At 64.2% G+C, this 13,132-nt stretch carries 13 protein-coding genes; 3 read left to right on the forward strand and 10 right to left on the reverse strand.

Annotated elements, in window-relative coordinates:
* Nucleotides 1–13 precede the first annotated feature (13 nt).
* Nucleotides 14–916, forward strand: a complete 903-nt coding sequence (locus tag PCA20602_RS02390; RefSeq protein ID WP_150719788.1) for a ferritin-like domain-containing protein — start codon at nt 14–16, stop codon at nt 914–916.
* A 150-nt stretch (nt 917–1,066) separates the two neighbouring features.
* On the opposite strand, the gene PCA20602_RS25505 is transcribed toward PCA20602_RS02390, so the two are convergent.
* The 7 genes from PCA20602_RS25505 to PCA20602_RS02425 form a co-directional block, all read right to left on the reverse strand.
* On the reverse strand, nt 1,067–1,477 hold the full coding sequence (locus tag PCA20602_RS25505) for a DUF4148 domain-containing protein (protein WP_174980714.1): 411 nt from the start codon (nt 1,475–1,477) through the stop codon (nt 1,067–1,069).
* 232 nt (nt 1,478–1,709) lie between these two features.
* Nucleotides 1,710–2,657 carry an SRPBCC family protein gene (locus PCA20602_RS02400; protein WP_150719790.1) on the reverse strand — a complete coding sequence of 316 codons (948 nt, stop codon included), beginning with the start codon at nt 2,655–2,657 and terminating at the stop codon, nt 1,710–1,712.
* Nucleotides 2,641–2,997 carry an ArsR/SmtB family transcription factor gene (locus PCA20602_RS02405; RefSeq protein WP_150719791.1) on the reverse strand — a complete coding sequence of 119 codons (357 nt, stop codon included), beginning with the start codon at nt 2,995–2,997 and terminating at the stop codon, nt 2,641–2,643. Before PCA20602_RS02405 ends, PCA20602_RS02400 begins: the two co-directional genes overlap by 17 nt.
* A 55-nt stretch (nt 2,998–3,052) precedes the next feature.
* Complete coding sequence (locus tag PCA20602_RS02410) at nt 3,053–3,964, reverse strand: bestrophin family protein (protein WP_150719792.1); 912 nt, start codon at nt 3,962–3,964, stop codon at nt 3,053–3,055.
* A gap of 241 nt (nt 3,965–4,205) precedes the next feature.
* Nucleotides 4,206–5,135, reverse strand: a complete 930-nt coding sequence (gene mmsB, locus PCA20602_RS02415; RefSeq protein ID WP_150719793.1) for a 3-hydroxyisobutyrate dehydrogenase — start codon at nt 5,133–5,135, stop codon at nt 4,206–4,208.
* A gap of 43 nt (nt 5,136–5,178) precedes the next feature.
* Nucleotides 5,179–6,678: a CoA-acylating methylmalonate-semialdehyde dehydrogenase gene (locus PCA20602_RS02420; RefSeq protein WP_150719794.1), complete on the reverse strand. Its 1,500-nt coding sequence runs from the start codon at nt 6,676–6,678 to the stop codon at nt 5,179–5,181.
* Nucleotides 6,679–6,741: 63 nt separating this feature from the next.
* Nucleotides 6,742–7,980, reverse strand: a complete 1,239-nt coding sequence (locus tag PCA20602_RS02425; protein WP_150719795.1) for an ABC transporter substrate-binding protein — start codon at nt 7,978–7,980, stop codon at nt 6,742–6,744.
* 158 nt (nt 7,981–8,138) lie between these two features.
* Here PCA20602_RS02425 and PCA20602_RS02430 point away from each other — a divergent pair, with 158 nt between their 5' ends.
* On the forward strand, nt 8,139–9,128 hold the full coding sequence (locus PCA20602_RS02430) for a LysR family transcriptional regulator (RefSeq protein ID WP_150719796.1): 990 nt from the start codon (nt 8,139–8,141) through the stop codon (nt 9,126–9,128).
* A gap of 49 nt (nt 9,129–9,177) precedes the next feature.
* Here the strand turns inward: PCA20602_RS02430 and PCA20602_RS02435 are convergent, their stop codons facing one another.
* Nucleotides 9,178–10,173 (reverse strand): LysR family transcriptional regulator, encoded by a 996-nt coding sequence (locus PCA20602_RS02435; protein ID WP_217432348.1) that lies wholly within the window; start codon nt 10,171–10,173, stop codon nt 9,178–9,180.
* Between the two features lie 98 nt (nt 10,174–10,271).
* On the opposite strand from PCA20602_RS02435, the gene PCA20602_RS02440 reads away from it, so the two are divergent.
* Nucleotides 10,272–11,498 (forward strand): MFS transporter, encoded by a 1,227-nt coding sequence (locus PCA20602_RS02440; RefSeq protein ID WP_150719797.1) that lies wholly within the window; start codon nt 10,272–10,274, stop codon nt 11,496–11,498.
* A gap of 72 nt (nt 11,499–11,570) precedes the next feature.
* On the opposite strand, the gene PCA20602_RS02445 is transcribed toward PCA20602_RS02440, so the two are convergent.
* Both PCA20602_RS02445 and PCA20602_RS02450 read right to left on the reverse strand, forming a co-directional pair.
* Nucleotides 11,571–12,437, reverse strand: coding sequence for an arylamine N-acetyltransferase family protein (locus PCA20602_RS02445; protein ID WP_150719798.1), 867 nt, complete (start codon nt 12,435–12,437; stop codon nt 11,571–11,573).
* A gap of 115 nt (nt 12,438–12,552) precedes the next feature.
* Complete coding sequence (locus PCA20602_RS02450; RefSeq protein ID WP_150719799.1) at nt 12,553–13,095, reverse strand: glyoxalase superfamily protein; 543 nt, start codon at nt 13,093–13,095, stop codon at nt 12,553–12,555.
* Nucleotides 13,096–13,132: the final 37 nt, after the last annotated feature.

The following is a 13,132-nucleotide window of genomic DNA, read 5'->3' on the forward strand; positions in this document are numbered from 1 at the left end:
ATATCCCGACCAGATGTCCGACACGCTAGCGGCAGCCGTTGCGCAGGCCGACCATGTCATGCGCCATTGGCAATACGATGTCGATGGCCCCGTGAAAATTGGTTCGGACTCCCACAAACGCATGTTCTGCCGCATGCTGCTGGAGTCGCACAATCCCTACAAGCCTTCCGTCATCGAGTGGCCGACGCTGCCGCCCGATGCCCTCAAGCGTCTGACCGCACTGCCCATCTGGGACATTGCCGTGCAGACGGAAGGCCGTGCGTCCATTCGCGTGGCCACGTACGCCGCCACGATTCACGACCCGCTGCTGCGTGAAGCGCTCGTCATGGATGGCAACGAAGAAGCCCGCCACAAGGTCGTGCTCTCGAAGCTGGTGGAGGCCTACGGCATCGAACTCGCCGAGGAGCCCCCTTACCCGCCGCCCCAAGACGCCGAATGGGCGTGGATGAAAACGGGCTTCAGCGAATGCATCGACAGCTTTGTCGCCTTCGGTCTGTTCCGGTCGGCGCAGCGCTCGGGCTATTTCCCCGAAGCGCTGGTGGAAACGTTCGAGCCGGTGATTCAGGAAGAAGCGCGCCACATCCTGTTCTTCGCGAACTGGGTCGCGTGGTACCGGCGCACGCTGCCGTTCTGGAAACGCCCGTGGTTCTATGCGCGCGTGGCGGCCGTGTGGGTTACGCTGATCTGGGATCGCATGGCGATCGCGCGTGGCATCGACACCGACGGCGTGGCGCGCGACGCCAACTTTCCGGCGACCGGCACCGCCGACATCGGCGAGTCGCTCAAGCCGCGCGACCTGATTCTGCTCTGTCTCGAAGAGGACACACGGCGCATGGACGGCTACGACAAGCGGCTGTTGCGCCCGACGTTCGTGCCGAGACTCGCCCGCATCGCGCTGCGCTTCATGAAGGCATGACGAGCAACGTCGTCGTCGCGCAAACGTGACGACACATGACGACAAACGAAAAAAGCCGCCCCGGGGTTTCGCACCCGGGGCGGCTTTTTCTATCTTGCTACAGCGACTTGTACTGCGACGGCGGCGACGATGTCGTCAGCCGTGTGGCGATCAGCTGCCCTGGAATTCGTCGAGTTGACCGGCAGCGCGCGCGCGGGCCAGTTCTTGCTTGACGTCGGCGCGCGACACGTTCGAGCTGTGCGCCACGGCGGCAACCGGGTAGTCGGTGTCGTTTTCGGCCAGCAGACCTTCAGCACGCGCCTGAGCCAGTTCCGTCTTCACTTCGACGCGGGTCTTGCTCGCGCCCGAGGCGACGTACACCGGATAGTCGGCATCCCCTTGGGGGATCAGGCCGTTGGCGCGGGCCTGGGCCAGATCGGCCAGCACGGCAGCGCGCGTAAGCGGTTGGCCTTGCGAGGCGACGTCGGGGTAGTTGTTAGCGTTTTCGGCAGCGTTGCTGGCAACAGCACCCAGCGAGGCAACAGCAGCGATAAGGGCGATAGCGATGTTCTTGCGGTTCATTTTGATAACTCCTGTCAGTTGCGACGACTTTGTTTTGAATTGCGCCGTCGATGGAAGGAAGTCTAGAACTCGCCATCGCGATGAAAAACGCGATATTTGTCGACGAACTATTGTGTGTTTTGATGAGAATCGAATGCACAACATTGGTGCGATCAAAATGCAAAACGCCGCAGTGACCGGAAAGACCGGTGAACTGCGGCGTCTGAAGCCACGGGAATCGGGGGACGGATGCTTAGTCGGTGAGCGATGCGCCAAGCGCGTCGAGCAGGAAATTCGTGCCGCGTTCGCGCGAACCGGCGTCGTCGTACCCATCCAGGAATGCGCCCTGTTCGGTCATGACGAGATGCGTGCCGCCATCGCGTGCCTTGAGGTCGATGGTGGCCAGCGACACCGAAATCTTGCGCGTGTCGAGATGCATCTCGTAGGCGTAGACCACGCGCGTGTCCTTGACGACATCGTAGTAAAGCGCATCGAACGTCGACACCATGCCGCTTTCCCACTTGCCCTTCGCGACCTCGCGTCCGCCGGGACGCACATCCATCGTGCGCTCGATCAGCGTCAGCCCATCGCTGCGCGCGAACCATCGGTCCTTCGCCTCGCGTTCGACCAACGCGCGAAACACGCGTGCGGGCGATGCAGGGTACTGACGTTCGATGCGAAACGTCCCGTGCACGACACTGCGGGCCGTCGGCGCCTCAGCTTCGCGCATGACTTCGCGCCCCAGCTTGTCGAGCGTTTGCGTCCAGCCCTGTCCCGCACCTTCCGGCATCCAGGCGAACGCAGGATCGAGCACCGTGTAGCGCTGTTCGACGTCCAGTTGCGTGCCTTGCGCCACGTCGGTGAAATTCGCCGTCGTCAACGCGCCGAACAGTGCATGCCCCTTCGCATCGGTCACGGTCATGTCGATGACGAGGCGTGCGGGGGCATCGACTTCCACGAAGCGCCCGCGAATCCAGTGCGACTCGCCTTCGGGCGACTGCATGCGCAACGCGAATACGCCGCCCTCGTGCGCCTCGATCTGCGCCTCGGGAATCGTGTAACCGGCCGGGCAGAACCAGCGTTTGACCGCTTCGGTCGAGGTCCATGCCGAGAACACCACCTCGCGCGCCACGGCGTAAGTGCGGCCGACGGTCAGCGGTCGGGGTTGTCCTGTTGCTTTTGCTTCACTTGCGGTCGTCATGAAGGTCTCCTTCGGGCGGCAGGCTGGCCAGATACTCGCCCAATCGGTCGAGGTGGCCTTCCCACTCGTGACGGCGCTGGTTGATCCATCGCTCGGCAAGGCTCAGCGCCTGGGGTTCGATCCGGCACGTGCGTACACGTCCGGCCTTTTCGGTACGCACCAGCCCGGCGTTTTCCAGCACGGACAGATGCTGCATGACCGCCTGCAACGACATCGACAGCGGTTGCGCCAACGCGCTCACCGACGCTGGCCCCTGTGCCAGCCGCACGAGCATGGCCCGACGCGAAGCGTCGGCCAGTGCCTGAAAAGTCAGATTGAGGGTGTTGTCATGGTCAAGCATGTGCTTGAGTATAGTCGCGACAGAAACTAAAGCAAGGACTTTAGTATTAAAAACGTCAGGTGATGATGTGGTGCTCGCGGGCGCGCACCTTCGCCGTGTGCTGACGATGCAGAATTTCCCGCAGCGACTGCTCGATGGTCTCGGACATGGCGTCGAGCGCCAGATCGTTCGGCTCCAGCCCGAACGGTTCTTCGATCTCGGCGCTTACTGCCTCCAGCGCGAAGAACGTGTACGAGATGAAGGCGACGATCACCGGCGTCATGGGGCCGATGGAGTCGACCAGCCCGAACGGCAGCAACAGGCTGTAGAGATACGTCACCCGGTGCAGGATCACGCCGTAGGTGAAGGGAATCGGCGTCGTGGCGATACGCTCGCAGCCGCCGATGGCTTCACCGAGACGGTCCAGATGCATCTCCATCACCTGCGCCAGCGGGCCGTCGAGCTGACCGCGCATGCGGCGCTCGCGCAGCCACTCACCGGCCATCAGGAGAAGGGTGATCGGCTTGAACTGCTTGCGCCTGAGGCACGCCACGTCTTCCTTATCGAGCAGACGTTCGAAGTCCGCCTTCGGGTCGGTGCCGCGCAACTGATGGCGCATGCCGTGCACGAAGGCGATCAGATAGGCGACGAAGCGCGGCGAATCGGAGGTATCCGAGACCAGCGTCATCGACTGACGCGACAGCGCACGCGTCTCGTTGAGCACACTGCCCCAGAGCATGCGCGCTTCCCAGTAACGGGCGTAGCTGGTGGTGTTACGGAAACCGAGGAAGATCGCGAGCGTAATGCCGATCAGCGAAAACGGGATGAACGTGAGCGGGATCTTCCATTCGAAGATGCGCCCGTGCGCGAGCGTGACGGCAATCGAGATGATCGTGGTGAAAACGAGCTGCGGAGCGATCTTGGGCAAGATCGAGCCGCGCACGACGAATAGCATGCGCAGCCAATGCAGGTTGGGACGGACGATCATGGTGACGAAGGCGCTTGCAAGCGCTGGAAAACCGGCGGTGGGGGTAGCCGTTGGGGCCGGATGATACGCCGATATTCTCGGCATTGAAACGGCTTCGACGCCCCGAACAGGCAGCCCGCGTCAAATCGTCGCAATGGGCGGGACCGGCGCTCAGCGACACGCCATGAAACGACGAACGCCCGACGGCGGCGAGCCAACGGGCGTGCGGACACCTTCGTTGCGAACACCGCCCGCGAGACGCTTACTTCACCTCCAGCGCCTGCGCGAGCGTGACCGGATCCTGGAAGATGCTGGAAAAGTCGAGCCCGCCGTGACCGTTCGCGCGATGCACTTCGAAGATCCGGCGCGCCAGATCGCCCAACGGCGTCACCACGCCACTCGACTCGGCCGCCCCGTGCGCCAGGCGCAGATCCTTGGCCATCAGATCCGTGGCGAACCCGCCGGTGTACCCCCGCGACGACGCCGCATTCTCCATCACGCCCGGACACGGGTTGTACACCTCCAGCGTCCAGTTGCGCCCTGAGCTTTGCTGCATCACGGCCGAGAGCACCTTCGGGTCGAGCCCGTTGGCGATGCCCAGACGCAGCGCCTCGCTCGTGCCCGCCATCAGAATGCCGAGCAGCATGTTGTTGCATAGCTTGAGCGTCTGACCGGCGCCGAGCGGGCCGCCGTGGTGAATCGCCCGCCCCATGTTGCCCAGCAGCGCACGCATGCGTTCGACCAGCGCCGCGTCGCCACCCACCATGAACGTCAGTGTGCCGGCCGCCGCGCCCGCCGTGCCGCCCGAGACCGGCGCGTCGAGCAACAGCGTGCCCGGGCGGGCGATCTTCGCCAGTTGACGTGGGATCTCCGGCGGTACCGTACTGCTGTCGATGAGCACCGCCTCCGGTGCCGCGTTCGCGAGCACGCCGTCGGGTCCGTCGTAGGCGGCGAGCACATGTTCACCGGCGGGCAGCATCGTGATGACGACCTGTGCGTCGCGCACGGCATCGGCAATCGACTTCGCGGCCTTGCCGCCCGCCGCTGCGAGCCGCTCCACCGCCGAGTCCGACAGGTCGAAGCCGCGCACCGCGTGCCCCGCCTTCACGAGATTCGCCGCCATCGGCCCGCCCATGTTGCCCAGGCCGATGAAGCCGATGCGCAGCGTCCCTTGTTGCGTTTCCGTAGCCATCGTCTGTCTCCGAAATCTGCGATCTGAGGTTAGCGGGATGCGCTTACTTCAGCGTAATGGTCGTATTCACGCCCGCCGGGCCGGTGCCGCGTGCTTGCCAGCGTGCGGTCACGGTCTTCGTCTGCGTCCAGAACAGAATCGCCTGCTTGCCGTTCGGCCCCAGATCGCCAAGCTTCGACGCACGCGAACCGGTGAAGCTGAACCACGCGACCGGCACCGGAATCGGCAGGTTGATGCCGACCTGACCGACGTCGATCTCGTTCTGGAACTGGCGCGCCGCGCCGCCGTCCTGCGTGAACAGCGCCACGCCGTTGCCATTCGGATTCGCGTTGACGAAAGCGATCGCCTCGTCGAGCGTCTCGGCGCCTGCCATGCACAGCACCGGTCCGAAGATTTCATCGCGATAGATGGACATCTCCGCCGTCACGCCGTCGAAGATGGTCGGGCCGACGAAGTTGCCGTCCGGCGCTTCCTTCACCGCGTGACCACGCCCGTCGAGCAGCAGCTTCGCGCCCTCTTCCACCCCGGCGCCGATGAGCTTCTCCACACGTGCACGCGCCTGCTTCGACACGAGCGGCCCGACGTCTGCCTTGCGGTCCGTGCCCGGACCGACCTTCAGCGCACGCGCACGTTCGACCAGCTCCGGCACCCACTCGCGCGCTTCGCCCACCAGCACGGCCACCGACGTCGCCATGCAACGCTGCCCTGCCGCGCCGAACGCCGCGCCGAGCAAATGGTTGATGGCCTGTTCGCGATCGGCATCCGGCAGGATCACGCAGTGGTTCTTCGCGCCCATCATCGCCTGACAGCGCTTGCCCGCTTCCGATGCGCGACGATAGATATGCGTGCCGACGTGCGTCGAGCCGATGAACGACACTGCCTTGATGTCGGGGTGATCGCAAATGCCGTTGGCCGTGTCCGGCCCGCCGTGCACGACGTTGAGCACGCCCGGGGGCAGTCCCGCTTCGAGCGCGAGTTCCGCGAGACGCAGCGAGGCGCTCGGGTCCTGCTCCGACGGCTTGAGCACGAACGTATTGCCGGTCGCCACGGCCAGCGGGAACATGAAGCACGGCAACATCACCGGGAAGTTGAATGCCGTGATGCCCGCGCACACGCCGAGCGGTTCGATGAGCGTGTAGACGTCGACGCCACCAGCCGCGTTTTGCGCGTACTCACCGAGTTGCAGCGACGCGATCGAGCACGCATGTTCAACGACTTCGAGGCCGCGTCCGACTTCCCCTTCGGCGTCGGGCAGCGTCTTGCCGTGCTCGCGCGTAATCAGCTCGGCAAGCTCGCCCGTGTGATCGCGCAGCAATTGCTGGAAGCGCAGCATCACGCGCATGCGGTTGGCTTGCGACGTGTTGCGCCACGACTTGTAAGCGGCCTTCGCCGACGCCACGGCGGCGTCGAGTTCTTCAGCGGTGGCGAACGGCACGCGCGCGACGACTTCCTGCGTGGCGGGGTTCACGACATCGCGCCACTGCGACGTCTTCGATTCAACACGCTTGCCGTCGATGAGCAGCGGAATGGTAGGTAGGGACATGACACGCTCTCCAGATCGATATGAATACGAACGAATACGGATGAAAGAATTCGGGGCTGAAAATTACTTCGCTGCCGTGTTCGTCTTCACGAGCGAACAGGTCGATTTCGACAGCGGCTGGAAGGCTTCCGTCGCGGGGACGGTGGCCACTTTAGTGTAGTAATCCCACGGGCCTTTGGACTCGGCGGGCGACTTCACGCGGAACAGATACATGTCGTGAATCACGCGTCCGTCCGGGCGAATCGACGCGTTATGCATGATCGGATCGCGAATCGGCAATTCACGCATTTTTTGCGCAACGACCTTGGCGTCGACCGATTTCGCGGCCGCTACCGAGCGCAGGTAGTGCAACACGCTCGAATACACGCCCGCCTGCACCATCGTCGGCTTCAGGTTCTTGTACTTTTTCTGGAAGCGGTCGGACCACTGGCGCGAGGCGTCGTCGTAGTCCCAATAGAAACCGTCGGTAAAGAGCAGTCCCTGCGCGGTATTCAGACCCAGCGCGTGAACGTCCGAGAGGAACACCAGCAGCGCCGCCAGCTTCTGCCCGCGTTGCACGATGCCGAACTCGCGCGCCTGCTTCAGAACGTTGACCGTGTCCTGTCCTCCATTGGCCAGCGCCACGACCTGTGCTTTCGAGCTTTGCGCCTGCAACAGGAACGACGCGTAGTCGGACGCATTGAGCGGGTGCCGCGACTGACCGACGACCGTGCCGCCAAGCGTCTTCACGATATCGGCAGCGTCTTTTTCCAGCGAATGCCCGAAGGCGTAATCGACGGTGATGAAGTACCAGGATTTCCCGCCGTTGCCCACCACGGCGCGCGCCGTGGCGGCCGATTGCGAGTACGTGTCGAACATCCAGTGAAAGCCGGTGGGGGAGCAATCCTCGTTCGTCAGACGTGTCGTTGCCGGGCCGGAGAACAGCACCACGCGCTGCTTGTCCATGGCGAGTTTCTGCACGGCGAGGGCGGCGGCGGAGTTCGTCAGGTCGGCAATCGCGTCGACGTTATCGCGATCGAACCATTCGCGCGCCTTGTTGGCGGCAACGTCGGCCTTGTTCTGGTTGTCGGCCGACACCAGTTCGACCTTCATGCCCTTGCATTCGGCGGCCAGACAGTCGTCGATAGCCATTTGGGCCGCTACGACCGACCCAGCACCGCCCATGGCCGAGTACGTCCCCGACATATCGGTGAGCACGGCCACCTTCACAGGACGATCCGGCAACTGCGCCAATGCACCGGCAGACGACAATCCCAAACCCGCACCGAGTCCCAGCGCGAGCAGCCACGGCTTGATCTTCATCGCTTTTGTCTCCTTGAGGTCTAATCGATCTCTTCTTGTCTTATGTTTGCGCTGCCGCCGTCTATGCGCGGCGCTCATAAATTGTATTTGTGCGAATTTGCTTTACATAGCGCATCGCTGCATCTACTTTGTGCAGAAATGCACATAGGAGACAGCGCATGGCACGCACCGGCGCAGCACGTCCGATCGGGTCGGCGGGCGCGGCAGTCCGCAGTCCGGGCACGGAGCCGAGGCCCGACTGGGACGACCTTCGGTACTTCCTGGAAGTGGCGAGAACGCAGCGGGTGAGTGCCGCGGCGCTGCGTCTGGGGGTCGATCACACGACCGTCTCGCGGCGCGTGCGGGCGCTGGAGCAGGCGCTCGGCACGCTGCTGTTCGACAAGTCGCGCAACGCGGGCTTCGCGCTCACCCCGGAGGGCCAGCAGTTGCTCGTTCACGCCGAGCAGATGGAAACGGCCCTGCAATCGGCCTGCGAACAGGTCGCGGGTCTCGGGCAGACGCTCTCGGGTCATGTGCGCATCGGCTCGACCGAAGCGTTCGGCACCTACTTCGTGACGCCGGTGCTCTCACACTTCCAGCGCGAATACCCCGCCATCGATTTCGACGTGCTGCCGGTACCGCGCTTCGTAAGCCTGTCCAAGCGCGAGGCCGATCTGGCCATCACGATCGAGCGCCCCCAGCGCGGGCCTTATGTATGCAGCAAGTTGTGCGACTACCGTTTGCAGTTGTACGCGACGCCCGGCTACCTCGCCCGATATGGCGACGTGCAGACGTTCGCCGATCTCGCCGGACGCCGCTTCATCAGCTATGTCGACGAACTCTCCTTCAGCAACGAACTGCGGTATCTGGAGGACATCGTGCCCGGGGGCAACGTCGTGCTGCGCAGCACCAGCGTAATCGCACAATATCAGGCGGCGTTGCAGGGCGAGGCGCTGGCCATCCTGCCGTGCTTCATGGCCGCGCAGGATGCCCGGCTGGTGCCGCTGCTGGTCGACGACGTGGTCGTCACGCGCAGCTTCTGGATCTACTGCCACGAGGAACTGCGCACGCTCAAACGCATTACGGTGCTGTGGGATTACCTGCGCGACGCGGCGCAGCGCAACGACGCCCTGCTCCAAGGCAAGGCCGGGCGGTTGCAGTTGACCTGACGGGCGGGTCGGATGACGGGTTTCGGAGAATCGGCGGCGCCGTGCGGCCTCACCGGATCTTGCGCTGCTCTTCGTCGATGACGGCAGGAATCGCGGTGCGCATCGCCTCGATGAAGCGGCGCAGACGCGCCGGGTAATACTTGGCGTACGGGTAGATGATGTACATCGGCAGCGCCGTCGAACGCCATTGCGGCACCAGTTGAATCAGACGCCCCTGCGCAATGTCCTCGGCCATCACCCAGGCCGACGCCACGCCCACCCCCAGCCCGCGTAATGCCGCACTGCGAAAAGCGAACAGATTGTCGGTGCTCATGCGCGGATCGAATGTGACACGCTCGGATTCGTGCGTCTGCCGATGCGTGAGCGTCAACTCGGTCCGGTAGAAGACCGTGAGCGCAAGCCACGGGAGCGTCGCCAGATCGGCAGGACGTTCGGGCATCGCGCGCCCGCTCAACAATTCGGGAGATGCCACGACGATACGCGGCACGTCCGTGAGCAGGATCGCCACATTCGACGGGTCTTGCAGCTCGCCCACGTGAATCGCGCAATCCACCCCCTCGGCGATGAAGTCCGGCTCCCGGTCCTGCAAGAACCAATGCACCTTCATTCCCGTGTAGCGCTCCAGAAAATCGGCGAGCGGCCCGATCATCATGTCCTGTCCGAACGCGTGCGGCACGTGCACCCGCAGCGTGCCTTCCGGCTCGTCGCCCGTGCCTCGCAGATCAGCTTCGAACGCCTCCCAGCTCGTCACGAGCTCCTTGGCCCGCGCGAAGCAGCGCTCGCCGTCTTCGGTGAGTTTCATGCGATGGGTCGAGCGCTGGAGCAGGCGCAAGCCGAGCGAGCGCTCCAGCATTTGCAGCCGGCGGCTCACGGTCGGCTGCGTGGTGCCGAGCAGCGCCGCTGCCGCCGACAGACTGCCGGATTCGACGATGCGCACGAAGGTCTGCATCAGCTCGACGCGGTCGGCGCCGGTCGACCGGGCAGCGGGGGTGCCGGTGGTCGATTGGGGAGAAGTCGATGGAAGGGGATCGAGGGGCTCTGTCATACGTCACGCGTATAAAGGTTGTACGGATTATAGGTCTACCGCTGCACCGCACCAAGCGAGACACTACGCGCCGTACTTCGCTACTGGAGCCTCACCCCATGAGTTCCGCACAACTCTCCAATTCCGCCGCGCCTGCACGGCCTCAGCCCGAGCTATCCGCCCGGCTGATCCTGCTGCTGGCAACAGGCACCGGCCTCACGGTCGCCTCGCTGTATTACGCGCAGCCGATGCTCGGCATCATGACCGACGACATCCACGCGGCCAACACGACCGTCGGCTGGGTGCCCACGCTGACGCAACTCGGCTACGCGCTGGGCATTCTGCTGCTCGTGCCGATGGGCGACATCATCGACCGTCGCCGCATCGTGCTGGTCAAGGGCGCAATCCTGACGCTTGCGCTGCTGCTCGCGGCCTTCGCGCCGGGCATCGGTACCTTGCTCGTCGCGAGTCTCGCCATTGGCCTCACGGCGACGATGGCGCAGGACATCGTACCGGCGGCCGCCACACTCGCCCCCGAGTCGATCCGGGGACGCGTCGTGGGCACCGTCATGACCGGTCTGCTGCTGGGAATTCTGCTCTCGCGGGTCGTGTCCGGCTTCGTCGCGCAGAACTTCGGCTGGCGGGCGATGTACGTTGTCGCCGCCGTCAGCGTGGCCGGTTTCGGCGTGGTGGCGTGGCGCAGTCTGCCGTCCTTCCACCCGACGACGCAGATGACCTACCGTCAGTTGATCGGCTCGGTGGCGAGTCTGTGGCGTCGTCATCCGGCATTGCGCCGCGCGGCGTTCGCGCAAGGGTTGCTGTCGGTCGGGTTCAGCGCGTTCTGGTCGACATTGGCCGTGATGCTGCACGACGCACCGTTCCATCTGGGGGCCGCCGCTGCGGGCGCCTTCGGTCTGGCAGGGGCCGCGGGTGCGCTTGGCGCGCCGATTGCCGGGCGTATCGCCGACAAGAAAGGCCCGCAAGTGGTGACACGTCTGGGCGCCGCGATGGTGGCCGTCTCGTTCGCGGCGATGCTCTTCGCCCCGATGTTGAGCCCTCATGCGCAACTGTGGCTGATCGGGCTGGGCGCCATCGGCTTCGATCTCGGTGTTCAGGTCGCACTGATCTCGCACCAGACCATCGTGTACGGCATCGAGCCCGCCGCACGCAGCCGCCTGAACGCCGTGCTGTTCGTTTGCGTGTTCATCGGGATGTCGCTCGGCTCGGTGCTCGGCTCTCAGGCGCTGGCTCACTGGGGCTGGACCGGGGTCGCCGCGCTCTCCACGCTGGCCGCGCTCGGCGCACTGGCCGTGCGGATGTGGCCGGGAACGACGTCGGCACACTGAGTATTGACGAAACAAGAGCCTTGCAGACAGTCGGCCGTCTGCAAGGCCCTTTCTCTTTTGGGGCAACGACGTTCAGCGAACGACAGGTTTCGCCGCGCCGGCCAGCGCCCGCTCGAACAATTCGTGGGTGTCGATGCCTGAGAGATCCAGGCCGAAACGCCCTTCGAGCACGTCCACCAACGCAGATGCCGACGCGATCTCCGTCTGCGCCGTCACATCCCCCTTCGGCCCGCGCTCGATGAGTCTGGTGTCGAGCAATGCCAGACGCCCTTGCGCTTGCGGCAATACGCGGCACGCCATCAGATGGTTGGTGAAGATCGACTCCGGCGCACTGGACGTGTACCAGTTCCCCAGCTTGTAATCGATCCACTCGGCGGGCCGGGGCGTGAAACGGTAGGTCGGCAGCCATGTCTGCGCCGACTTCACGCTCAGGCGGTATTCGCCAATCGCTTCGCCATCGCTTGCGCGCACGGGTTCCAGTTGGAAGACTTCGAGCGGCGTCGTCTGTTCTCGCGACGTGCCCAACCGCAGCGGCGCGGTCAGCGTCACCGAGCCGAAACCGACATCGGCGAGCCACGACTCGCCGTCCAGCTCGACACGCAGCAGCATGTGCGTGAGTGGCGCTTCGTCCGTGAAGGCGCGACCCCAGGCGACGCGTCCGATCAACGGCGTGACGTGGAAACCGAGATACGTGAGCGCGCTGGCGAACAGCGCGTTCTGCTCGAAGCAATACCCGCCGCGCCCGGCGTCGACCAGCTTGCCGACGACCGACGGCAGATCGACGTTGACGGGCTTGCCGCGAATGGGATCGAGGTTTTCGAAGGGAATCGCCAGCGGATGCAGCGCATGCACTGCGCGCAACACGTCGAGCGTGGCCTCATGCGGGCCGGAGTAGCCGATGCGCCGGAAATAGCGCGCCGGATCGAACGATTGGGACATGCCGGACTTCCTCTCACGGGATGCGGACATACGCAGAGCACATACGTTAGCGCATCCGCCGCCGCCGTGCATAAAGTGCCGGCGGAAGCGGGGGTACAAGCGGGGGACATCGCCCCTATCGCGATCCGTTGTTCGATTCGCAGAAGCGAATGCGGTTGTTGAACGGATCGGTCACCGTCATTTGCTTGCCCCAATCGAGCATCTCGATCCCGGGATTCATATTGGGATAACGCTTGCCGGACAAATCGCGCTGATACGCTTCCACGCCTCGCATGAAGACAAAAGTCGTCGCCCCCGGGCTGGCGTCGCCGAAATGGCCCGACAGGTGCAGCGTCATTCCCGCGCGCGAGACCTGACAGTAGAGCGGCATGCCATCGGCGAAGCGATGCTCCCAGTCGAGTTTGAAGCCGAGAAAGTCCACGTAGAATTCACGCGCCTTCGCTTCGTCGAAGATCCGGTGAATCGGGGCAACGGTGTCGAAGACGATACCGTCGCTGGCCGCAGAAGCGACCTTGGCGGCGAGCACGTTCCAATCCGCGAAGCCGAATTGCGCGGCGACGGATTCGAGTGCCTGAGCGTGGGAGATGTCGATGCCCTCGCGCGCGAGACGTTCGCGCAGGGACTTTGCCATGATTTTGGCGTCGAGATAGGTTCGCATGTTGGCCATCCTGGATAGCGTTCGTGGGCGACGCATT

Origin of the sequence: Pandoraea capi (genome assembly GCF_902459735.1) — a bacterium.
GTDB classification, from domain to species: domain Bacteria; phylum Pseudomonadota; class Gammaproteobacteria; order Burkholderiales; family Burkholderiaceae; genus Pandoraea; species Pandoraea capi.